The following is a 20163-nucleotide window of genomic DNA, read 5'->3' as shown; positions in this document are numbered from 1 at the left end:
CAGCCCGAGAGCCGGCTTCAACGATCATGCGGGCGGCAGCAGTGTCGCGGTGAAGATCGGAACAGGCGAGGGTTTTCATCGGCCACACCCGGTATGAACAGGGGCTGATCAGGAGTCAGTGAGATTGGGCTAGTAAACCGCAAGCGCTTGCTTTTACGAGGTTCATGGTTAGGTTGGGGGTAAAGCACGACCAGCGAGGCGAAAGCGTGAACTTTAGACCAAAAACCAAGACCAGAACCACACCCCATCTGCTGACATTGGCTGCGGCCTTGGCCGCAACGTTCGCAGCGCCACAAGCCTCGGCTGACGGGTTCTCGGGCGCTTACCTCGCGGGGCGCCAAGCGATCTATGATCGCGACTTTGAAACGGCGGCAGGCTACTATACGCAGGCGCTCGCCCATGATCCTTCCAACGCCGAAATCATCGAAGATGTGATCATGGCCAACGTCTCGCTTGGCCGTATCGAGACGGCCGCTGTTGTCGCGGCGAAGCTTGAGGCCGACGGGCACACAAGCCAGGTTGCGCAGATGGCGCTGGCAAGCGTGCAGGCCCGTGACGGTGACTTTGCCGCTTTGATCAAACGGATCGACGATGAAAAGCACATGGGAGAGTTGATCGACCAGCTCGTTCGTGGCTGGGCCGCGCTTGGAGCAGGCGATATGAGTGCCGCGCTGGCAGCTTTTGATGCTTCGATAGAAGGCAACGGCAGCCGTGCTTTCGGCCTTTACCATAAAGCTTTGGCGCTGGCACATGTCGGTGATCTGGAAGCCGCAGAAGCGATATTCGCTGATCCGGCACCCGGCTCTCTGGTGCAAACACGTCGCGGCGTTATTGCCCATGTTCAGGTGCTTAGCCAGATGGGCCGCAACGACAAAGCCCTCGCGGTGATCAATGATCGCTTTGCAAGCAGTTCCGATCCCGAGATACGCGCCATGCGCCAAACGCTTGAAGGCTCGGGCAGTTTGAATTTTGACATAGTCGGCAGCCCGTCAGAGGGCGTCGCCGAGGTGTATTTCACCATAGCTGGCGCGCTGCTGAGCGATGCGCCGAGTTCGGACACACTCATGTTTGCGCGTGTGGCACAATTCCTGCGGCCCGAGCATGTAGACGCGGCGCTGTTGGTGGCGCAAATTCTGGAAAAGATGGGCCAGCATGAGGCCGCGAGCGACGCTTACCGCACAGTCCCCCAAGACAGCCCCGCGTTTCATGTCGCCGAGCTTGGCCGCGCTGACACGCTGCGTGCAGTCGGCAAAGATGATGCGGCTATCGAAGTGCTGGAACAGCTGACAAAAACCCACCCTGACCTGCCAGTGGTACACACCGCGCACGGCGACTTGATGCGCCTGCTTGAGCGGTTTGATGAAGCGATTGCCTCTTACGACAAAGCCCTTGATCTGCGCGCCGAGGCGGCGAGCGGTGATTGGTTTATCTATTACACCCGCGGCATCGCCTACGAGCGCCTGGGAGATTGGGAAGCTTCTGAAGCCGACTTTAGGCGCGCGCTCGAGATCAGCCCCGAACAGCCGAACGTGCTGAACTATCTCGGCTATTCACTGGTCGAGAAAAACCGCAAGCTTGATGAGGCGCTCGAAATGATCGAACGCGCTGCGGCAGCGAGCCCGAACAGCGGCTATATCATCGACAGCCTTGGCTGGGCTATGTTCCGGCTTGGCCGCTTTGATGACGCCGTGCCGCACATGGAACGCGCCGCCGAGCTGATGTCGATCGACCCTGTTGTGAACGACCACTTGGGCGATGTTTACTGGGCCGTTGGCCGCAAGCTTGAAGCCGAGTTTCAGTGGAAGCGGGCCCTGTCGTTTGTTGATCAGGGCGATACGTCACAAGAAGCCGATCCAGAGCGCATTCGCCGCAAGCTTGATGTCGGGCTAGATGCTGTTCTGAGCGAAGAAGGCGAAGAGCCCCTAAATGTCGCCAATGACGAAGGTTGAGGCCTTTGCCCCGGCGAAGATCAACCTCGCGCTACATGTCACCGGCCAGAGGCCTGACGGCTATCATCTTCTCGACAGCTTGGTCGTTTTCGCAAACTTCGGCGATCGGTTAGAGGCCGAGCTGGCTGACGACAATAGCCTGAGGATCGTGGGGCCGATGGCCGAAGGTGTGCCAGATGACGCCCGCAACCTTGTGCTTAAAGCGGCGCTTAGGGCCGGTGTGACTGCGCGCTTCCAACTTGAGAAAAACCTGCCCGCAGCAGCCGGAATTGGCGGCGGATCATCTGACGCGGCAGCGACATTGCGGGCATTGACTGCCTTGAGCGGTAAAACCTACGACACTGGCCTTGAGGCGCTGGGTGCAGATGTGCCTGCCTGCTACTTTGGCCGCGCTTGCCGGATGTCGGGCATTGGCGAGGTGATAGAGCCTTGGCGCGGCTTGCCCGGCTTGCCGGCGGTTTTGGTCAATCCGGGAATTGACGTCGGAACAGCTGAAGTTTTCCAACGACTCAGCGACAAAAACGGCGCTGCACTGCCTGACGAGGTGCCAACTCTGCGCTCTGTCGAGGATGTGGCAGGCTTTTTGAGCGCCCACACCCGAAATGACCTTGAAGCACCTGCGATTGCCTATGCCCCCAAGATCGCTGAGGTGCTTGACCAGCTTGCCGCCCAAATGGGCGCGCGGTTTGTGCGCATGTCCGGCTCGGGTGCGACGTGTTTTGCGCTGTTCGCAAGCATAGAGGCCGCCGAAGCTGCGGCGCTCTTGCTCATGGCGCAGCACCGTGACTGGTGGGTGCAGCCTGTTTGGCTCGCATAAGCCAAAAACCGCGCGTTTCCTGATACTCAACCCTAGGGCTTGCAACCAGATCTGAGAGGCGTAGCATTGGCTTTGGAGGGCTCCAATCATGCCTAAGCTGATCAAACTCTACATCGTCAATGTCGCCATCGGGTTTGGCGTAGCGGCCGTGTTTGTCGGCCTGCTGTTGTGGTTCAATATCGGAAACTTGCAGCACCTTATCAGCACATCTGACAAAGGCTGGATCGCATTGCTCGCGCTCTGGATCGCCAACGGGGTGATCTTTGCAGGCGTGCAGTTTGCGATTGCGGTTATGGGTATGAAAGATGATGACGACGACGAGCCCCGCGGTGGCACGCGCTCACATGTGCATGTGCATCTGGCTGAGCCAATCCCAGTGCGGGTGACTGCTGGTAAGCGCCGCTCATAAGCACCTCAAACACCTGTAATATCTGCGGAAAGTAGGTGGCGGAACCGCCGCAGTCGTCGGGTTTTCTCATTCCCGGGGACCTGTATGTACAGGTGGGCGCCAGATAACACAGCCAGGGCCGTGACAGAGCCAGCTCCCTTGGAATTGCTTAAGGCCACTGGAATGCAACCGTAAAACGAAAAGGGCAGAAGCCGCCACTGACTTAGGTAGGCGTTGTCGCGGCTTCTTACAAGTCATTGTTAGAGGTTTAACAAGTTTGCCAAGAAACCGTGCCAGCCCTTGTCGAGCGCATGCAACAGCCCGTAGCCTTCAGCCGTGTCAGGAAGGCCGGTGTGCGTCAGGCTCAGGCGTGTGCCTCCTGTCGTTTCTTCCAGATTCCACTCAACCGTTGTCATAGCGCCGTTGAGCGGCCCAACCGAGAAAGCCCACTTGAGGTAGCTCATTGGGGTCTCTTCTTGAACCGAGCCAAAGCACATTCTCTCGCCGTCCTTGGCAGACACCAGCGTAAAGTCCTTGCCGAGCGAGAGGTCTTCTTTTGCCGGGTGAAACCACTTTCCGAGCAAATCGGCCTTGGTAAGATGCGCCCAGACATCGGCTTGAGAGGCGGTAAGGAAAACCGATTTCTTGATCGTTGAATTTGACATGGGTTAGTCCTTTTTGTCGAAAACAGATTGCAGATTGGTGAGATGCGTGTCCCAGAACTGATCGAAGTATGCGAGCCAGTCGGTGACAGGTTTCAGCCCCTCGGGGTTAAGTTTGTTAAGGGTTTCGCGGCCCTGCTTGCGCGAGGTTAGCAAGCCGCCTACCTCCAGAATAACAAGGTGCTTTTTCACTGCGGCGCGTGTCATCGGAAAGCGCTCGGTGAGTTGCTTAACGGTCATTTCGCCGTCTGAAAGAGCCGTCAGAATGTCACGCCGCGTCGGGTCGGCGAGGGCGCGAAATGCGGTTTGGTTAGACATGAGGCACTCCTATTTGTGATACCGTAAGGTATCTCTTTTAGGGCACCATACGGTATCACGTCAAGGACTTGCTTAATGTTCATGCTTTGTTCATAATCTGCCGATGACAGACAGTGACCTTAGTGAAAAACAAGCCGGACAACTGCTCGCGCGGGGTGTGTGCCGGTACTTACGCAGCCTCAACTTCGCCGCGCTGGAAGAGTTCGTGCCCGAGCGTGGCAAGCGGGTTGACGTTTTGGCGCTTGGCCCCAAGGGCGAGGTTTGGGTGATTGAGTGCAAGTCAAGCCGCGAAGACTTCATGTCTGACAGCAAATGGCAGGGCTATCTTGAGTGGTGCGATCGCTATTTCTGGGCGGTCGATGAGCACTTCCCGCTTGAGCTGTTGCCCGACGACACAGGGCTGATCATCGCTGATGCTTATGGCGCAGAGGTGATCCGCATGGCGCCCGAAAGCAAACTCGCCCCTGCGCGGCGCAAGAAGATCACCCTCAAGTTTGCCCGTGATGTCGCATTGAGGTTGCAAACCCTACGTGACCCGCGAGTGTAAGCTTTGGGCTTTTATGTTTGGCCAAGCCCCCGCATAGTTGTTTGAGCAAAGCCAAGGGAGCCGCACGCCATGAGCACATTCACCTTTAACACCACGCCGAGCGTCCGGATGGGCGCGGGGTTGCTTGATGAGCTCGGCGCGATAACAGCGGATCTTTGCGGCAACTCGGTGCTTTTGGTCACCGACCCGGGGATGCTGGCAACAGGCATCGTCGAGCGTGCCCTGGCTTCGCTTAAGGCGGCTGGCGTTGTGGCCGAGGTGTTCTCTGACGTGAAAGCCGACCCGCCCGAAGCGGTTGTGATGGCGGCCGTTGATGCGGCCAAAGGGCAGGGCGGCGTTATCGGCCTTGGCGGTGGTTCCTCGATTGATGTGGCCAAGCTGGCAGCGCTTTTGGCCAGCAATGGCGGCACGCTGGCCGAGGCTTACGGTGTTAACCTCGCCAAAGGGCCGCGCTTGCCACTGATCGCCGTGCCGACAACCGCAGGCACTGGCTCTGAAGTCACTCCGATCTCGATTGTGACCACTGGCGCGAGCGAGAAGATGGGTGTTGTCAGCCCGCTGATCATCCCCGATGTGGCGCTGCTTGCCCCCGAGCTCACCCGCGACTTGCCCGCACATGTGACAGCGGCAACCGGCATTGACGCGATGGTGCACGCTATTGAAGCCTATGCCTCGGCGAGCGCCAACAACAACCCTGTCAGCCGTGCGCTGGCCTGCGAGGCGCTGCGGCTGATGGGCGGCGCTTTGGAGCAAGCGGTGAAGGAACCACACGACATGAACGCGCGCGGCGACATGCTGCTCGGCTCGCTGCTTGCTGGGCAGGCTTTTGCCAACTCGCCTGTCGCGGCGGTGCATGCGCTGGCCTACCCGATAGGGGGGCACTTCAAAGTGCCGCACGGGCTGTCAAACGCTTTGGTCTTGCCGCATGTTTTGCGCTTCAACGCGGTTACCGCGCCCAAGGCCTACGCCGAGCTTGCGCCAATCACCTTTCCCAAGCTTGCAGGCCTCGGCCCGCAAGAAGCCGCCGCCGCCTTTGCTGATGAACTGGCTGGCCTGTCACAGCGCTGTGGGCTGCCAGACGGGCTGAAAGGCGTTGGCATTAACGCAGATGACATCCCGCTGCTGGCCCGCGACGCGATGAACCAAACGCGGCTCTTGGTGAACAACCCCCGCGAGGTCACGCTGGCGGATGCAACAGCAATCTATGAGGCTGCGTTATGAGCAAACCGGAGGTAGGCAAGCGCGCAGACTATGTGGTGTTCCGCAGCATCCAGACCCGCTGGCTTGACAATGACGCCTACGGGCACATGAACAACGCGATCCATTATCAGCTGTTTGACACGGCGGTGAACGGGCATCTGATCGACAACAACCTGCTAGATCTGCGCGCTGGTAAAACCGTGTTTCTGGTGGTTGATACAGGCTGCAAATACTTCGGCGAAATGGCCTTCCCCGATGTCATTCATGCAGGCTTGCGGGTGTCAAAACTGGGCACATCCTCGGTGCGCTACGAAGTCGGGCTGTTTCGCAATGATGACGACACCGCCAGCGGCGAAGGGCATTTCGTGCATGTGAATGTGAACCGTCAAAGCCGCCGCCCCGAGCCAATCGGCGAGACGCAAAGACAGGCGCTCAAAGCGCTTATGCTTTAACGGCCGCCGCTGCTGCGCGAATTTCTTCAGCGATTTCTTCGGCCTCTTCGGCGGTGAAATCCATCGGAATTTCGACGCCACCTGCCTCAATGAAAATACGCACCATGCCTTGGTCGGTCGGGCCGATTTGCATGTTGGCTTCAATGTCGCGTTCAGTGTTGATGCCCATGGCGTGTCTCCTTGATAGTCACAGTGAGAAGGTCACAGTGAGATGGTCACAGTGAGCTAGAGCGTTTTTACTTGTGATGCAAGCGGGGCAGGGGCAGGCTGCCTCAATGACAGAGATAACCCTACGCAATTTGCAGATCGGCGATGCGGGCTGGCTGATACAGCAACACGGCGAGCTTTACGCCCGCGACGAGGGGTTTGATGCCAGCTTTGAAGCGCTTGTTGCCGAGATCCTCGCCGACTACATCCGCAACCACGACAACAGCTGCGAGCGCGCTTGGATCGCGTGGGAGGACGGTCAGCGCCTCGGTTCGATCTTTTGCGTGCGTCTTGATGAGCAAACCGCCAAGCTGCGCCTGTTTTTGCTCACCCCTGCGGCGCGCGGCAAAAAGCTTGGACAACGCTTGCTGGCCGAGTGCATGCGCTACGCCAAAGCCAAAGGCTACACCCGCATGCAGCTTTGGACCCACGAAAGCCACGAAGCCGCTTGCGCGCTCTACGTCAAAACCGGTTGGCAGCTTGTCTCGTCCAAACCCGTGCACTCCTTTGGTGTCGATTTAGTCGAACAAAGCTGGCAAATTGCGCTGTAACCCTCTTGCATTTGCCCGCACGCGAGGCTAAATCGCCCTCAGTGCCGCCTTAGCTCAGTTGGTTAGAGCGCCTGATTGTGGATCAGGAGGTCCTTGGTTCGAGACCAAGAGGTGGTACCACTTACCCCCAGCAACATGAAGCTAGCGGCGCGTTTGGCCGAACGGCGGCTTTGAGCCCATGGCAGTCATGGCATTTTTTCGCAGCGCGCGCTCGCAGCAAAAAAGCCTCTGCACGTGCTCGATCAACGGTGTTACTTTGCGGCAGAAATACCCGCCATTCGACCATGAAAAATAACCTTGTCGCCGGACAAGAACAAGTCAGCGGCTTTATTGGCACAGGATCATTTTTCAACAGCCCGGGCTCGCATTCATCTTGTCCATCCAGAGGATATCAGAACGGCGCGAAGCCATCTGGTTTTGCTGCTGGAACGGTCCACCTTTCTTTGGGCGTGGTCTGATGCTGCGAGCCACCATGCGGGATCTGCCCGTGCTGACCATAGAGCCAAAGAACAAAGTTATAGCGTTCGCCTTCGGTGATGGGCTCGGACGCGTGGGGGACGCAATGGGATATCCGCATCGGCAACGCCGTTGAGGTAGTCACGCAGGGCGGCCAAGCGTTCCACGTTGAAGAATTGTGCGCGATAGACGCCGGGGAATACTTCTTCCCACAGGTCTTCAACTGCACCTTCGGCTGTTGGATCTGCCCAGGCCTGTTCCACGGCCGCACGCAGTTTCGGATCGAAAATGGAGCTGTCGAGCTGAGGCAGCTTGGCCTCGTTCTCCGCCTGCCATTCCGACTAGGCATTTTCAAACAGATCGCGGTTCTGGTTCCAGAAATGGTGAACAGAGATTTCACGGCTCAGCATTTGATGCTGCGATGTGTCTCGATGGCCGGTTTATCTATGTTTTCCCAGAGCTTTCGAAATCCCAGAGCTTTCGAAATCAGAGTGAGGCTTGTTGCCAGGATCCAATCGCAGACAAGGCAAAACCTGCGACACCTTTTGTTCGCATACACCAATTAACCTGATCTTGGATTTCCTCCCAAATCAACTTGCGGCCTGCTGCCTGAGTCTCTCACGCTGAAATCTGACAAAATCCTCTGCGGGTTGTTGACCTTCAGTGATCTCTTCGAACGGGTCTACAACATTTGTTTTTATCCCGGAGAGCTCTTCTAAGACGGCAAGCCCGCAAAAGGGCACCACGACCTCTGCATACCCGCCTTCATGTACCGCGACGACACGACCGGCGCATACCTCCTTAGCCAGCTCCATGGTCATTCGGGTCAGTTCACGGAACGTCCCTGAGTGGGCTTGCATACGGGACAAAGGATCAAAAGCATTTGCATCCAGTCCTGAGGCCACCACTATCAGATCAGGGGCAAAGTCGCGGATAGCTGGAAGAACAAGCAGCTCCATCGCATCAAGGTAAGCCTGATGTCCACCGCCTGGCAAAAGCGGGATGTTCAGGTTAGCGCCTTCACCGGCACCTGCGCCGGTTTCCTCGGCTGTTCCCTGACCCGGGGGGAAGCATCCTTCCTGATGTATTGAAATCGTCAGCGTGTCTGCCCGATCATAATAGACTGCCTGCGTTCCGTTTCCGTGGTGAACGTCCCAATCCAGAATGGCCACCTTGCCCAACCCATGATTGGCGCGCGCGGCTTCTATTGCGATGGGTATGTTGGCCAACAGGCAGAAACCCATGGATTGTTCTGGTAGGCAATGATGCCCTGGCGGGCGTGACAGCGCATATGCGTTTTGAGCGCCCCCCGTCATGACCCGTGAGATCGCAGTCTTGGCCAGACCCGCAGAAAGCGCAGCAATTTCGAAACTACCGGAACCGAAAGGGGAGTAGATGCCTGCGTTACCGCCGCCTGCATCAGACATTTCCTTGAAGCGATCCAGATAGGAAGCCGGATGCACGCGTTCCATGTCTTCACGCGTAACGGGGTCTGCGGTCTGGACGTCCAACTGAGCCGTCAGCCCCGAGACATCCATAAGATTCTTAAGGCGTCGTTTGCTTTCTGGGCTTTCCGCGTGTCCGCCTCCGGCAGGGGGTTGCACATAGCCACCTACCGGCAGGATCAGGGCATGTTCGCCCGTGGTGTGCCATAGGCAGCGTTCATCAAAGTAAAAGGCGGTTGTCATGGCTGCTCCTTGGTTTTGGTGAATGAGGGGGTGAAACGATCAGAGAGGCTGGCGAGGCCACCAGGCAGAACGAGCATGATCGCCATGGCCGCAGCGCCGAGTGCAATGAGATACCAGTTGCCATAGTCGGCAAGCCCTTCGCGCAGGAGAAAGTAAAACGCCGCGCCGAGGAACGGGCCGGACAAACGGCCAAGTCCTCCGATCAGGGTGACAAAGACGATTGTAACGATCCAGCCCATATCAAACGCGGCAAGAGGTGAGATAAACAAAGACGAGAAGAACATCGTTGCGCCGGCCATACCGGTGGCTCCAGCGGACAAGACAAAGACAATCAGGCGCACGCGGTGGGGTTTTACACCAATCGCCCGGGCCGCCGCCTCGTCGTCACGCAAGGCCCGCAGGCGCAGACCAAAGCTTGACCGCATGAGAGCCCAAACCAGCAGGGTTGTTCCAACAGCGGCGGTCAATGCCATCCAATAGGCGCTTGGTCCCATCCAGGCACGGGGTAAATCACGGGCACCCGAGAGCGGCAGACCGGAAGCGCCCCCAAGCCAGTCTGAACGGCTGACGAGGATGCGCAGTATTTCGGCGGCCACCCACATGCCCACAGCGAAATAGACTTCCCTCAGGCGGAACAGGATCGGCGCAATGAACAGCGCAAAAATCGCAGTGACCACGCCTGCAAGGGGTATTGCAACCAGCACATGCATGCCCAGATCGCGACTGAGCACATAAAGCGCATAGCCGCCAAGCCCGACAAAGCCATGGTGACCCAGCGATAAAAGGCCGCCGTAACCAGCAGGCAGGTTCCAGGCCTGAGCCAAGGCCACGACCACCAGGATTTCCATCCCTAGGAAGATCACGCCGCGATCGGCCCAAAAAGGGAGCGACGCGAGGATCAAAACCGCGCCTATGGCCAGAATACGTGTCATCGGCTTCGCGCCTTTCCAGCGAGCCCTTCGGGTTTCGCCAATAGAATAACAAGAAGCAGGAGGTGCCCATAAAGTGGGCCGGACGCCGGATCAAGGCGCAGCCCGATGACATGCACTATCCCCAGGACCAGGCCTCCGATGAGGCTGCCCCAAATTGAACCGAGTCCGCCGATGACGATCACTTCGAACGCGATCAGAAGACGCTCGCCCCCCGAGAAGGGTGTGATCGAACCGCGCATGGCCAGCATCATTCCGGACAGCGCTGCGAGCGCTGCGGATAGCCCCATAACCATGGCAAACACCCGGCGCCGGTCGATGCCCATCATGCCGACAATCTCAGGGTCATCTGAGGTGGCACGCAGATTGCGGCCCCAACGGGTGTGGTGGAGTGACCAGTGAAGGGCGCCGAACAGGGCCAGCGCGATTGCAAACATCAAAAGAGGGAACACGCCCAACGACGTGTTGCCGATCTGAATACTCGCCGTTCCCAATGCGCCGATGTCCAGTGATCGGTTATCAGCGCCAAACATCTCGACCAGCAGGTTCTGGACCACAATAGACAGGCCAAAGGTCATCAACAGGGGCGGCATTGGGTCTGACCCCAGTACCCGGTTGATGACCGCCATCTGAAGCGCAAAGCCAAACCCCCATGCCATCAGCAAAATGATGGGAACTGTCAAAACCAACGGTAGCCCGATAAAGTTAGCGGTGGCGATCGCCAAAAATGCTCCGCCAATGGCCATTTCTCCGTGAGCGATGTTGGCGATCTTCATGACCCCGAAAATCAGGGACAGGCCAAGGCCAAAGAGCGCGTAGAGCCCCCCCAGCAGCAAGCCATTGATGAGGGTTTCAATCCAGATCATGCGTCATCCTCTCCAAAGTATGCGTGTCCGATGGCGCCCAGATCGGCACCTTCGCTTACGCCATCCAGCACGACGCGACCTTCAAGCAAGCACACAAAGCAGTCCGAGGCCGCAATGGCGCGCGATACATCCTGTTCAACAAGAATGGTCATCATCTGGCTTTCACCTCGGATAGAGGCGAGTGCGGCCATGACCTCTTCAGCCACGACCGGAGCCAACCCCAGTGAAACCTCATCCAGCAAAAGCAGGTCGGGGTTCGCCATCAAGGCTCGTCCAATCGCCACCATCTGCTGTTGACCACCCGACAAAAGACTTGCAGGTCGGTTGGCAAATTCCTCGAGAATGGGAAACAGTTCGGTCACTCGATCCAGAGACCACGGGCCTGGCCGACCTGTGTTTGCGCCGATTTGCAGGTTCTCGCGTACCGTAAGCGAGCTGAACATGCGCCGCCCTTCAGGTGACAGAGAAACCCCCAGTTCGGCCCGCACCTTTGGTGGAAGTTTGCCGATTTCGGCGCCATTTAGCCGGATTGTTCCGGTTTCACTGGTCAAGCCGCAAATCGAATGCAGCAAAGAGCTTTTGCCTGCGCCATTTGCGCCAATCAGGGCCAGTGTTTCGCCGGATTTCTGGGTGAAGCCGATATCAAACAGCGCCTGAAAGTCACCGTAGAACGCATCAAGACCTTCAACTTCAAGCATGGTTTGCTGCTCCAAGGTAAAGTTCGCGTACACGCGAGTCGGAGGTCACAGCGTCTGGGGTGTCTTCAATGATCTTGGCTCCAAGATGCAACATCATAATCTTGTCGCAGGCCTCTTTCAGAGCATGGGCAATGTGTTCGATCCAAAGGATCGCGAGGTCCGGCGTTTTGAGGTCCAACACCAGCGCGATCAACTCATGCACCTCGTGTTCGGTCAGGCCGCCCGAGATTTCGTCAAGCAGGATAACCCTGGGTCGTGTTGCCAGTGCCTTGGCCAACTCCAGACGTTTGCGATCCAGCAGGCGCAGCCCGTTGCCTGTCTCGTTGGCGAGGTCGGCAAGGCCAGTGCGATCCATCACTGTTTCTGCCTCGAGGCGGGCCTCGTTAGAACCGAGGCCCGCGCCCGCGACCGCAGCAAGCTCGAGATGCTCGCGGACCGACAGGGAGGCAAATGGTTTGGGGATTTGAAAGGCACGGGCCAGGCCCTGTTCAACACGGGCTTCGGTTGGCAAGGTCGAGATATCCTGACCTGCAAGGCGAACCGTTCCTGCATCTGCACGGGTCGCCCCGGCAAGAAGGTCGAAAAAGGTGCTCTTTCCCGCACCGTTCGGCCCCATGATGCCCATTGCTTCGCCTCCGGCTACCGTCGTCGACACATCATCGACGACGGTGAGTTTACCGAAGGCTTTTTTAAGACCCGTGACTTCCAGCATGTCTGCTTACCCGAGCTTTGAAAGCGGGATCAGTTGGTCCTGCACATCAACCGACGGGGCGAAGCCATTGTCATTGATCACCAGATCAAAGGCATGCTTGCCCCCATCTGTCTTGCGCCACTGACCCCCGGCAACTTCGGTTACCGCGACGTTCTTGATCGGAGTGTCAGCCCAGTTGACTGGCCCTACCATGGTGTTGAGGTTCAGCCCCGCAATGGCATCACGTACGGCATCGGGATTCTTGGGATCACCTGAATTCTTCAGTGCCGCGATACCAGTTTCAAACAGCGCGTGGCTGTAGCCCAGAGTCTGAGCCCATTGTTTGCCCGAGGCGGCTTCCCAATCTGCGGCCAGTTGCGCGGCAGACTGACCTGTTAGCGAAGAGGTCCAAGGCATGTTGGGCGTCCACCAAACCTCGGTCGACATGCCGTTGCCGCGATCGCCCAGCGACTCGATGGCGGATGGGAACAAGAAGGCGGCAGCAAAGGTCGCGGCCTCAGGCGTAAAGCCCATCTGGCCGGCCTGCGCCCAGAATGTGGCCCAGTTCGGGGGGAAGCCAAAACCAGTTACGATCTGTGCGTTTCCTTCCTTGAACTTGGACACCTGCGCCGAGAAATCCTGTGTGTCGAACTGGAACATGCCGCCATCAACGCGGCTGTAGCCCGCATCGCCCATCACAGCCGGCAGACCCAGCTCGGGGTTGGCAAAGGCCTGACCTGCTGGATTGTCGAAATAAAAGTCTCCAACAACTTTGTTGGTGTCGATCTGATTCCAGAGGTTCGTGAAGGTCTGCATCGCCATTTCGACACCCCAGAAGAAGGTGAACGAATAAGGGAAACCCTGCGCCGGGTTCGAGCCGCGTCCAAACATCCATGCCTGCCACGGACCCATTGTCGAGATAGACGGGATACCCGCAATATCCGACATCTCACCAGTTGCGACCGAGGCATCCAGATCCTGTACCAACAACAGGTCCACGCCTTCACGCTGGATCAATTCGTTACCAACGGCAGCCGAGCGGTTGGCGTTGGACTGGTTGTCCTTGACAACAAATTCCACAGAGTAGTTATGACCACCGATGTTCAGACCACTGTCTGTGATCTTTTTCACCTGCTCCAGCATCCATGGATCGCTTTCACCAAACTCGGCCCGCGCACCGCTGAGCGCCGTGATGTACCCGATGCGGATATCGCGCGACGCCGCACGAACGATAGAAGGGGCAGATAGCAATCCGAGCGAGGCTGCAGAGCTTGCCAGAACAGACCGTCTTGTCAGCGAGGACTTTGTAAGCATGGTTTATTTCCCTGTTGCAATTGCGTTGTTAACTAAAACAGTCGCAAAGGATGCATCACAGGAGGATAGTGCAAATGCACTATGAAATCATTTTTGCCCCAACCGGGTCTGCGAGAGTAGCATAGTTCGGTTTTTTACCCCTGTTTTTCGATAGATAGAGGCAACCTGGTTGCGAACGGTGTTGTGAGAGACCTCTCTTTTTTGAGCAATTTCGCGCATTGTATGGCCCAAAGCCAAAAGGTCGGCCACATTGCGCTCTTCTTTTGAAAGCTGGGCTAATACATCGTGTGGGGCAAGTCGGACGAGAATCAGATCTCGCCGATAAGCGCGAGCATCTAGCAGTAGTTTGTCTCCACGCCACCGGCGTTGCCCAAAGGACAGATCTGCCAGAATTTCGGAAATCTGAGATCGGTTCAGTCCGTTTTGTTCAAGCTGGTTCAAAAAACCCCGTGTGGATCTGACAATCGCTCCGCCCACACTCACAAACGCCGCTTCACCGTTTTCTGGCGCTAGGCTGCGCAGCTCTGCACGCAGTGACAACGATAGGTTTTGTTCAATGTGGCGCAGGATCAGACGAAAATCTCTAGTGTCGTCATTAGAGAGTTTCTGGCCGCCTGAGCGAGTATATAGCGAAAGGAAAAAATTGAACTGTGTTTCGCCTTGAAGCCTACAGTGGCCGTTCAGAATCGAACCAATCTGAAAAGCCTCAAGGCAATGCTTGTAATCTTCAGGCAAGTCGTCGTTTTCAACATCGACGGTCCTACCAAAAACCGCGAGATTGCGCCCATGCTTAACCAACGGATCCAAATGCAACACGGCGCGCACAGCACTTTCAAAGCTCTGGGGCAATCCAAGGGTGCCGGTGTTAATCAGTCTGTTGCGCCCACCGCTGAGGTTGGACCATCCCCACCATGCAGCATCAAATTTGATCGCATCCCGCAGTATCTCGATCTGCGCCCTTTGATGCTCGCCAGGGCGGGCCTCAATTGCTGAATTGGTCAGGCGAAAAACAATATCACTGAATTCTCCGATGCGCATGGGTGCATTGTACGGCGGGCAATATGGTTTGGCATCCTCAAAAACCAGAAAGCCCCTCGCTTCTTTAGCAGAGGTGCAGAAAACCAAATCAACTTCCTGGCTCGCTTTCTCTGAAGTGCTTCCATGTATGTTGATATTGCGAAGAACCGGTTTGCGACCCTGGCTTGGTCGCGGATACCAATGGCGAATATCGCGATAGAAACCGCGATGTAACAGTTAGTGTGCGGCACCGGCTAGCACCAACAGATCAAATCTTTGAATTTCAAGATGAAGTACACCAACACTTGCAGCGGAGATTGAACCGCGCCTAGCGAACAACCGCTATGTCCCGCAAAGCCTATATCGGAAACCGAAAAATTAGAGCAATTGCGCGAGAGCTAAGGGCGTTCGCTAGTCTTTCGCTGTAATCGCGATGTCTTGCAGTATCGTTGCCCCGTCACGCCCGAATATCAAAATCCGCCCGTCTTCCGTCACCACGGCAAACCAGCCCTCGCCCTGTGTGAAGGCCTGCGCCTTGACGCCCTCAGGCAGCACGATCCTTGCGGGCAGCTCGGGCACATCGGCATTCAAGCGGATGACAAGCAGGTAAATCACCGCTACAAGCCCGACAATCATCACACCTGCAAGGGTGCTGACGAGGATTTTGAGAAAGCGCACGAGGCTCGGATCAACCGCTTCGTCCAGTCCTTCAGGGGTATCATTCATGGCAGACGCCTCATTTGAATTCAGGATCAACGCCGATCCTCCGTCGCGCCTTGATAAGGCCCTTTCGCGTGATGTGCCAGAGGATGCGAACCTCAGCCGCTCGCGCATGGCCAAGATGCTTGAGGCGGGTGACATCAGCGTTAACGGTGTGGTTGTGACCAACGCCAAGGCCAAGGTTGCCGAGGGCGATATCGTGCGCGTGACGGTTGCACAGGCTCAAGAGAGCCACATTCTGCCACAAGATATCGCGCTGGATGTTGTCTATGAAGATGACGCGCTCATCGTCGTCAACAAGCCTGTCGGAATGGTGGTTCATCCCGCGCCCGGCACACCTGACGGCACGCTTGTGAATGCTCTGATGCATCACTGCGGCGACAGCCTCAGCGGAGTTGGCGGTGTCGCACGGCCCGGTATCGTGCACCGCATCGACAAAGACACCAGCGGCTTGCTCGTGGTTGCCAAAACTGATGAGGCCCATCACGGTTTGGCCAAACAGTTTGAGGCCCACACTGTCGAGCGGCACTATAAAGCGCTGGTTTACGGCGTGCCCGATGCGTCTGACCCGCGCCTGCGCGGCGTCAAGGGGGTGAGTTTCGAGCAGGGTGGGGTGATGAAGATCACCACCCAACTCGCGCGTCACAAACACGACCGCCAAAAACAAGCCGTGTTCTTTACCGGCGGCCGCCACGCGATCACCCGCGCCCGCGTTGTGCGCTCGTTTGGCACGCCCGAGTGCATTTCGCTGGTCGATTGCTGGCTTGAAACCGGCCGCACACATCAGATCAGGGTGCATATGGCCCACGCGGGGCATGGGCTTGTCGGCGACCAAACCTACGGCGGGCGGCGTAAGCTCAGCGAAAAGGCCTTTGGCGCGGGGGCTGTTGCAGCCGTTAAGGCGTTTGAGCGTCAAGCGCTGCATGCTGCCACTCTTGGTTTTGAGCACCCCGTCAGCAAAGAGTTTCTGCGCTTTGAGGCAGGATTGCCGCCGGATTTCGTGGAGTTGATCAGCGGCCTCACCTCTGAGTGATGCGCTAAAGAGCTTTGCCAGATGCGCTTCACCCGCTATCCTTTTTGAATAGAGTGCTCATAAGGCCGAAGATTATCGCGCCGCACAGAAAGGAAATTGATTATGTTTTTCATTGTTTGGGGTTGGCGCGGACGCCAGAAAGAGATCGGCAATGGCGAGTTTTACTGCCCCGATTGCGGAGACTACCGCGGCTATCGGCTGATCGCCGTCACACGCTGGTTCACCCTGTATTGGATCCCGCTGTTCAAAACCAAAGAGCTCGGCGAATTTGTCGAATGCGGCAGCTGCCAAGGCACCTTCAATGAAGGTGTGTTGCAGTTTGACCCGAAAGGCGCTCAAGAGAAGTTCGAAGCCTCCTTTGCCATCGCGTCCAAGCGGGTGATGTTCAAAATGGCGCTGGCCGACGGCGAAATTGACGAAGGCGAGATCGCCCAGATCACCCAGGCATTTGCCAATATCGCCAAGCGCGAGATTTCGCCCGAGGATATCGCCGCCGAGCTTGAAGCCGCGCGCGACGACACGCGCCCTATCGGGGACTACCTTGAGGATGTCGCTGGCAGCCTCAATGACACCGGCAAAGAGCTCGTGCTACGCTCGGCGATCGCGGTTGCAAAGGCCGACGGGCATGTCGACGAGAGCGAAGAGAGTGAGTTGCATGAGCTGGCCAAAGCGCTTGATTTGCCCCGCGCCTATGCAAACGGTGTTTTGGCTGAAGAGGGCATAAAAGCCATGGCACGTTAAGCCGGAGAGCCGTGAATGCCCCATGCCGATTTGAAGTATTCAAACGATCTTGAGCTTGATGCGCCACAACTGCTGGCCGAAGTGGAAGCCTTGATTTTGCGCCATGATGACGGGGCAGGGGCCTGCAAGGGGCGGGCCTATCCCTCCAAAGCGTTTCACCACAGCCACGCGCTGCTTGAGGTTGCCGTATTGCGCAAGCCCCACCGTGACGCAGCCTTCATGAACGCTCTGCTCGATGATCTGACAGCTCTGTTGCAAAGCTACCTGCCCAGCGGTTGCGCGTGCTCTGTGGCGCTCAACTTCAGCAGTGACTACTACTTTACCGGCCAAACGGGCTAACCCTCCTGTCAGGGGCGGCATCCCGCGGTTTGTCGCTGCCGAAGACAAACCTTGGGGCGTTTGCGAGCTGGTTATCGTTGATCACGACGGCAACCTGCTGCGCATCGGGCATCTGCTTGAGTGAGCGGGCTTTGCTGCTTCATTTTGTAACGCATATCGCAATGCCGTGAGGTGGTTGTAACAGCCCTAGCAAAGCCACCTACGGGGATTATCTGTTTGTTAAGAATTGTGGGCGATGCCTCTTGAAAGGGCGGTTTCGGCTGCATAAGTGAATGTTAAGCCGCTTTACATGGCGGAAATTGAACAGGGGGCCAGTATCATGGGCAATTACGCAAACCTACCAGCACCAACACCAGAAGGCGGCTTGAACCGCTATATGCAAGAAATCCGCAAGTTTCCGCTGCTTGAGCCGGAAGAAGAATACATGCTTGCCAAGGCTTGGGTCGAAAAAGAAGACACCGAAGCCGCGCATAAGATGGTCACGTCACACCTGCGCCTCGCGGCCAAAATTGCTATGGGCTACCGTGGCTATGGCTTGCCGCAAGCCGAAGTTATCTCCGAGGCAAATGTTGGCCTTATGCAAGCGGTCAAGCGGTTTGACCCCGAAAAGGGCTTCCGTCTCGCGACCTATGCGATGTGGTGGATCCGCGCCAGCATTCAGGAATATGTGCTGCGCTCGTGGAGCCTTGTGAAACTCGGCACCACCTCGGCGCAAAAGAAGCTGTTCTTCAACCTGCGCAAAGCCAAAGCCCGCATCGGTGCCTTTGAAGAGGGCGACTTGCGCCCGGAGAATGTTAAGCGCATCGCCCATGATCTCGGCGTCACCGAGGAAGAAGTGATCTCGATGAACGGCCGTATGTCTGGCGGCGACGCTTCGCTCAACGCCACAGTCGGCTCCGAGGGCGAAGGCACTATGCAGTGGCAAGACTGGCTTGAGGACGAAGACGCCGATCAGGCTGGCGACTATGAAGCCAAGGATGAGCTCGACACCCGCCGCGAGATGCTTGCCGAAGCGATGGATGTGCTCAACGAACGCGAGCGTGACATTCTCACCCAACGTCGCCTGAGCGAGAAGGCCGTGACGCTGGAAGAGCTCTCTGGCCAGTTTGACGTCAGCCGCGAGCGCATCCGTCAGATCGAAGTGCGCGCTTTTGAAAAGCTGCAACTGCGCATGCGTGAGTTGGCAAAAGACAAAGGCCTGCTGGCTGCCGACTAAGCCTTCCCGAAAGTCAAAAAGCCCCGCGACAGATCATACTGCGCGGGGCTTTTTGCTACTTCAAGCGCGCCTGAAACACCCGCAACATGTTGCCGCCCATCACCTTGGCTATCTGCGCCTCGCTCAAGCCTTTGCGCAACAACGCGTCGGTGAGCGCAGGCAATTCCGACGTATCGAACGCCGTCGCCACCGAGCCGTCAAAGTCAGAGCCCAGCGAGATGTGATCCTCGCCAACCGCCTTTATGCCAGCCAGGATCATATCCGCAATCCCGTCAGGAGTGATGTCGCCGCAAGTCACATCCGCCCAATAGCCCATGCCGATGATACCGCCCTTGGCCGCGATCTCGCGCATCAGTTTATCGGGGAAGTTGCGCTTCACCTCGCAATAAGAGTGAATGCCCGAATGCGACACCAAAATAGGCCCGTCCACAATCGCCAAAGCATCCCGCGCACTCTGCGCACTTGAATGCGCCACATCGACCACAACAGGCATCTTCGCCAGTTCCGCGACAACTTCTTTGCCAAAATCAGTCAGCCCGTGGTCGCCTTGCCCGTGCAAAGAGCCGCCAAGCGCGTTGTCAAAGAAATGCTGCAAGCCAAACACCCGGTGCCCAGCATCAAACAACCCCTTGAGGTTACTGATATCGCCTTCAAGCGGGTGCAACCCCTCAACCCCCAAAATCCCGCCAACAACTTCGGTGCCCTTGGCCCGCGCCGCCAAAACAGCGTCCAAATCCGCCCGCGTTTTGATCACCTTCAAGCGCCCTTCCGAGCGCTCCTCAAACCGGTGCAACTTCTCCGCCTGATAGATCGCACGCTCATAAATCGAGCCCCAAGTGCGCATAGGCCAAAGCTGCCCGAAGGCCAAAAGCGTAATGTTATCAAACGCATCAGTTGAGTTTTCTTCGTAGTTTTGCCCGGCAGGGCTCTTGGTCACAGCGGTAAACACCTGCATCGCAACCCCGCCTTCAATCAGCCGCGGCACATCAACCTGCCCCCAAGTCCCGCGCTTGGTCAGGTCACGCTTCCACAACAGCGGATCAGCGTGCAAATCCCCGACAACCAGCCGGTCATGCAAGGCCTGCGCGGCGTCAGAAACAGGGTAGGGGTCATGCTCGGCAACCGCATTGCTCTGCTTGCCAACAATCCCCGGCGCAAAGGTCCAAAACCCGATCAGCCCCAGAACAGCCAGCCCCAGAACCGTATAAATCCCGCGCTTCAACCACTTCATATCTCTCTCCAATATCCGTTTGAACCAAAGCTAAGCCACACAGACGATTCGCCTCAACGCTTCCCGAACGGAAGCCCTGCTTTTTCTTGGTCTAAATATCCCGGGGAGCTCGAGGGGCTGGCCCCTCGATCAG

The 20163-nt window shown here is 57.3% G+C and carries 24 protein-coding genes and 1 tRNA gene; 13 read left to right on the top strand and 12 right to left on the bottom strand.

What is annotated here, in order from left to right:
- Window positions 1–206 precede the first annotated feature (206 nt).
- The 3 genes from KO498_RS08535 (at window position 207) to KO498_RS08525 (ending at window position 3175) form a co-directional block, all read left to right on the top strand.
- A complete protein-coding gene (locus KO498_RS08535; protein WP_354667641.1) occupies window positions 207–1949 on the top strand; it encodes a tetratricopeptide repeat protein in 1743 nt (580 codons plus the stop codon).
- Entirely contained in the window at window positions 1927–2766 is an 840-nt protein-coding gene (locus KO498_RS08530; RefSeq protein WP_354667640.1) for a 4-(cytidine 5'-diphospho)-2-C-methyl-D-erythritol kinase, read from the top strand. The genes KO498_RS08535 and KO498_RS08530 overlap by 23 nt, the downstream gene beginning before the upstream one ends.
- An 88-nt stretch (window positions 2767–2854) precedes the next feature.
- On the top strand, window positions 2855–3175 hold the full coding sequence (locus tag KO498_RS08525) for a hypothetical protein (protein ID WP_215959488.1): 321 nt from the start codon (window positions 2855–2857) through the stop codon (window positions 3173–3175).
- Between the two features lie 239 nt (window positions 3176–3414).
- Here KO498_RS08525 and KO498_RS08520 read toward each other — a convergent pair whose 3' ends face one another.
- Together KO498_RS08520 and KO498_RS08515 are read right to left on the bottom strand one after the other, a co-directional pair.
- Window positions 3415–3819, bottom strand: coding sequence for an SRPBCC family protein (locus KO498_RS08520; RefSeq protein WP_215959487.1), 405 nt, complete (start codon window positions 3817–3819; stop codon window positions 3415–3417).
- A gap of 3 nt (window positions 3820–3822) precedes the next feature.
- On the bottom strand, window positions 3823–4134 hold the full coding sequence (locus KO498_RS08515) for an ArsR/SmtB family transcription factor (RefSeq protein WP_215959486.1): 312 nt from the start codon (window positions 4132–4134) through the stop codon (window positions 3823–3825).
- A 103-nt stretch (window positions 4135–4237) separates the two neighbouring features.
- Between KO498_RS08515 and KO498_RS08510 the strand changes: the two genes are divergently transcribed.
- From KO498_RS08510 to KO498_RS08500, 3 genes are all read left to right on the top strand, one after another.
- Window positions 4238–4681: an MmcB family DNA repair protein gene (locus KO498_RS08510; protein WP_215959485.1), complete on the top strand. Its 444-nt coding sequence runs from the start codon at window positions 4238–4240 to the stop codon at window positions 4679–4681.
- A gap of 69 nt (window positions 4682–4750) precedes the next feature.
- Window positions 4751–5902 (top strand): iron-containing alcohol dehydrogenase, encoded by a 1152-nt coding sequence (locus tag KO498_RS08505; RefSeq protein WP_215959484.1) that lies wholly within the window; start codon window positions 4751–4753, stop codon window positions 5900–5902.
- Window positions 5899–6333 carry an acyl-CoA thioesterase gene (locus KO498_RS08500; protein ID WP_215959483.1) on the top strand — a complete coding sequence of 145 codons (435 nt, stop codon included), beginning with the start codon at window positions 5899–5901 and terminating at the stop codon, window positions 6331–6333. The genes KO498_RS08505 and KO498_RS08500 overlap by 4 nt, the downstream gene beginning before the upstream one ends.
- Here the strand turns inward: KO498_RS08500 and KO498_RS08495 are convergent.
- Window positions 6323–6502, bottom strand: a complete 180-nt coding sequence (locus KO498_RS08495; protein ID WP_215959482.1) for a DUF6324 family protein — start codon at window positions 6500–6502, stop codon at window positions 6323–6325. The genes KO498_RS08500 and KO498_RS08495 overlap by 11 nt on opposite strands.
- A 106-nt stretch (window positions 6503–6608) precedes the next feature.
- Between KO498_RS08495 and KO498_RS08490 the strand changes: the two genes are divergently transcribed.
- Both KO498_RS08490 and KO498_RS08485 read left to right on the top strand, forming a co-directional pair.
- Window positions 6609–7091: a GNAT family N-acetyltransferase gene (locus KO498_RS08490; protein WP_215959481.1), complete on the top strand. Its 483-nt coding sequence runs from the start codon at window positions 6609–6611 to the stop codon at window positions 7089–7091.
- Window positions 7092–7134: 43 nt separating this feature from the next.
- A tRNA-His gene (locus tag KO498_RS08485) sits at window positions 7135–7211 on the top strand.
- Window positions 7212–8137: 926 nt separating this feature from the next.
- On the opposite strand, the gene KO498_RS08480 is transcribed toward KO498_RS08485, so the two are convergent.
- From KO498_RS08480 to KO498_RS08445, 8 genes are all read right to left on the bottom strand, one after another.
- Complete coding sequence (locus KO498_RS08480) at window positions 8138–9235, bottom strand: class II histone deacetylase (RefSeq protein ID WP_215959480.1); 1098 nt, start codon at window positions 9233–9235, stop codon at window positions 8138–8140.
- Window positions 9232–10167, bottom strand: a complete 936-nt coding sequence (locus KO498_RS08475) for a branched-chain amino acid ABC transporter permease (RefSeq protein WP_215959479.1) — start codon at window positions 10165–10167, stop codon at window positions 9232–9234. Before KO498_RS08475 ends, KO498_RS08480 begins: the two co-directional genes overlap by 4 nt.
- Entirely contained in the window at window positions 10164–11030 is an 867-nt protein-coding gene (locus KO498_RS08470; protein WP_215959478.1) for a branched-chain amino acid ABC transporter permease, read from the bottom strand. The genes KO498_RS08475 and KO498_RS08470 overlap by 4 nt, the downstream gene beginning before the upstream one ends.
- Window positions 11027–11728, bottom strand: coding sequence for an ABC transporter ATP-binding protein (locus tag KO498_RS08465; RefSeq protein ID WP_215959477.1), 702 nt, complete (start codon window positions 11726–11728; stop codon window positions 11027–11029). The genes KO498_RS08470 and KO498_RS08465 overlap by 4 nt, the downstream gene beginning before the upstream one ends.
- Window positions 11721–12440, bottom strand: coding sequence for an ABC transporter ATP-binding protein (locus tag KO498_RS08460; RefSeq protein WP_215959476.1), 720 nt, complete (start codon window positions 12438–12440; stop codon window positions 11721–11723). The genes KO498_RS08465 and KO498_RS08460 overlap by 8 nt, the downstream gene beginning before the upstream one ends.
- A 6-nt stretch (window positions 12441–12446) precedes the next feature.
- Window positions 12447–13733 carry an ABC transporter substrate-binding protein gene (locus KO498_RS08455; RefSeq protein ID WP_215959475.1) on the bottom strand — a complete coding sequence of 429 codons (1287 nt, stop codon included), beginning with the start codon at window positions 13731–13733 and terminating at the stop codon, window positions 12447–12449.
- An 87-nt stretch (window positions 13734–13820) separates the two neighbouring features.
- A complete protein-coding gene (locus KO498_RS08450; RefSeq protein WP_215959474.1) occupies window positions 13821–14858 on the bottom strand; it encodes a helix-turn-helix transcriptional regulator in 1038 nt (345 codons plus the stop codon).
- 303 nt (window positions 14859–15161) lie between these two features.
- Window positions 15162–15476 carry a DUF6476 family protein gene (locus KO498_RS08445; RefSeq protein WP_215959473.1) on the bottom strand — a complete coding sequence of 105 codons (315 nt, stop codon included), beginning with the start codon at window positions 15474–15476 and terminating at the stop codon, window positions 15162–15164.
- Here KO498_RS08445 and KO498_RS08440 point away from each other — a divergent pair.
- The 5 genes from KO498_RS08440 to rpoH all read left to right on the top strand — a co-directional run bounded on the left by KO498_RS08440 (window position 15475) and on the right by rpoH (window position 18799).
- Window positions 15475–16503, top strand: coding sequence for an RluA family pseudouridine synthase (locus KO498_RS08440; RefSeq protein WP_215959472.1), 1029 nt, complete (start codon window positions 15475–15477; stop codon window positions 16501–16503). The genes KO498_RS08445 and KO498_RS08440 overlap by 2 nt on opposite strands.
- Before the next feature lie 102 nt (window positions 16504–16605).
- On the top strand, window positions 16606–17244 hold the full coding sequence (locus tag KO498_RS08435) for a TerB family tellurite resistance protein (RefSeq protein ID WP_215959471.1): 639 nt from the start codon (window positions 16606–16608) through the stop codon (window positions 17242–17244).
- Window positions 17245–17259: 15 nt separating this feature from the next.
- Window positions 17260–17583: a hypothetical protein gene (locus KO498_RS08430; RefSeq protein WP_215959470.1), complete on the top strand. Its 324-nt coding sequence runs from the start codon at window positions 17260–17262 to the stop codon at window positions 17581–17583.
- Complete coding sequence (locus KO498_RS08425) at window positions 17552–17707, top strand: hypothetical protein (protein WP_215959469.1); 156 nt, start codon at window positions 17552–17554, stop codon at window positions 17705–17707. The genes KO498_RS08430 and KO498_RS08425 overlap by 32 nt, the downstream gene beginning before the upstream one ends.
- Window positions 17708–17902: 195 nt before the next feature.
- Entirely contained in the window at window positions 17903–18799 is an 897-nt protein-coding gene (gene rpoH / locus KO498_RS08420; protein ID WP_215959626.1) for an RNA polymerase sigma factor RpoH, read from the top strand.
- 55 nt (window positions 18800–18854) lie between these two features.
- Here rpoH and KO498_RS08415 read toward each other — a convergent pair whose 3' ends face one another.
- Window positions 18855–20030 (bottom strand): dipeptidase, encoded by a 1176-nt coding sequence (locus KO498_RS08415; RefSeq protein WP_215959468.1) that lies wholly within the window; start codon window positions 20028–20030, stop codon window positions 18855–18857.
- Between the last annotated feature and the right edge of the window lie 133 nt (window positions 20031–20163).

It is taken from the genome of Lentibacter algarum (assembly GCF_018860975.1).
Taxonomy (GTDB): domain Bacteria; phylum Pseudomonadota; class Alphaproteobacteria; order Rhodobacterales; family Rhodobacteraceae; genus Lentibacter; species Lentibacter algarum_A.
Note: the sequence above shows the minus strand (reverse complement) of the source record. Positions and strands in the feature narration are given on the sequence as shown.

What these genes read in the sequence shown, in the direction of transcription:
- KO498_RS08495 (WP_215959482.1), bottom strand. Translation starts at nt 6,502, where the DNA reads ATGGGCATCAACACTGAACGCGACATTGAAGCCAACATGCAAATCGGC.
- KO498_RS08430 (WP_215959470.1), top strand. Translation starts at nt 17,260, where the DNA reads ATGCCCCATGCCGATTTGAAGTATTCAAACGATCTTGAGCTTGATGCG.
- KO498_RS08490 (WP_215959481.1), top strand. Translation starts at nt 6,609, where the DNA reads ATGACAGAGATAACCCTACGCAATTTGCAGATCGGCGATGCGGGCTGG.
- KO498_RS08500 (WP_215959483.1), top strand. Translation starts at nt 5,899, where the DNA reads ATGAGCAAACCGGAGGTAGGCAAGCGCGCAGACTATGTGGTGTTCCGC.
- KO498_RS08510 (WP_215959485.1), top strand. Translation starts at nt 4,238, where the DNA reads ATGACAGACAGTGACCTTAGTGAAAAACAAGCCGGACAACTGCTCGCG.
- KO498_RS08505 (WP_215959484.1), top strand. Translation starts at nt 4,751, where the DNA reads ATGAGCACATTCACCTTTAACACCACGCCGAGCGTCCGGATGGGCGCG.
- rpoH (WP_215959626.1), top strand. Translation starts at nt 17,903, where the DNA reads ATGGGCAATTACGCAAACCTACCAGCACCAACACCAGAAGGCGGCTTG.
- KO498_RS08475 (WP_215959479.1), bottom strand. Translation starts at nt 10,167, where the DNA reads ATGACACGTATTCTGGCCATAGGCGCGGTTTTGATCCTCGCGTCGCTC.
- KO498_RS08455 (WP_215959475.1), bottom strand. Translation starts at nt 13,733, where the DNA reads ATGCTTACAAAGTCCTCGCTGACAAGACGGTCTGTTCTGGCAAGCTCT.
- KO498_RS08470 (WP_215959478.1), bottom strand. Translation starts at nt 11,030, where the DNA reads ATGATCTGGATTGAAACCCTCATCAATGGCTTGCTGCTGGGGGGGCTC.
- KO498_RS08440 (WP_215959472.1), top strand. Translation starts at nt 15,475, where the DNA reads ATGGCAGACGCCTCATTTGAATTCAGGATCAACGCCGATCCTCCGTCG.
- KO498_RS08515 (WP_215959486.1), bottom strand. Translation starts at nt 4,134, where the DNA reads ATGTCTAACCAAACCGCATTTCGCGCCCTCGCCGACCCGACGCGGCGT.
- KO498_RS08445 (WP_215959473.1), bottom strand. Translation starts at nt 15,476, where the DNA reads ATGAATGATACCCCTGAAGGACTGGACGAAGCGGTTGATCCGAGCCTC.
- KO498_RS08530 (WP_354667640.1), top strand. Translation starts at nt 1,927, where the DNA reads ATGTCGCCAATGACGAAGGTTGAGGCCTTTGCCCCGGCGAAGATCAAC.
- KO498_RS08415 (WP_215959468.1), bottom strand. Translation starts at nt 20,030, where the DNA reads ATGAAGTGGTTGAAGCGCGGGATTTATACGGTTCTGGGGCTGGCTGTT.
- KO498_RS08435 (WP_215959471.1), top strand. Translation starts at nt 16,606, where the DNA reads ATGTTTTTCATTGTTTGGGGTTGGCGCGGACGCCAGAAAGAGATCGGC.
- KO498_RS08520 (WP_215959487.1), bottom strand. Translation starts at nt 3,819, where the DNA reads ATGTCAAATTCAACGATCAAGAAATCGGTTTTCCTTACCGCCTCTCAA.
- KO498_RS08480 (WP_215959480.1), bottom strand. Translation starts at nt 9,235, where the DNA reads ATGACAACCGCCTTTTACTTTGATGAACGCTGCCTATGGCACACCACG.
- KO498_RS08460 (WP_215959476.1), bottom strand. Translation starts at nt 12,440, where the DNA reads ATGCTGGAAGTCACGGGTCTTAAAAAAGCCTTCGGTAAACTCACCGTC.
- KO498_RS08465 (WP_215959477.1), bottom strand. Translation starts at nt 11,728, where the DNA reads ATGCTTGAAGTTGAAGGTCTTGATGCGTTCTACGGTGACTTTCAGGCG.
- KO498_RS08525 (WP_215959488.1), top strand. Translation starts at nt 2,855, where the DNA reads ATGCCTAAGCTGATCAAACTCTACATCGTCAATGTCGCCATCGGGTTT.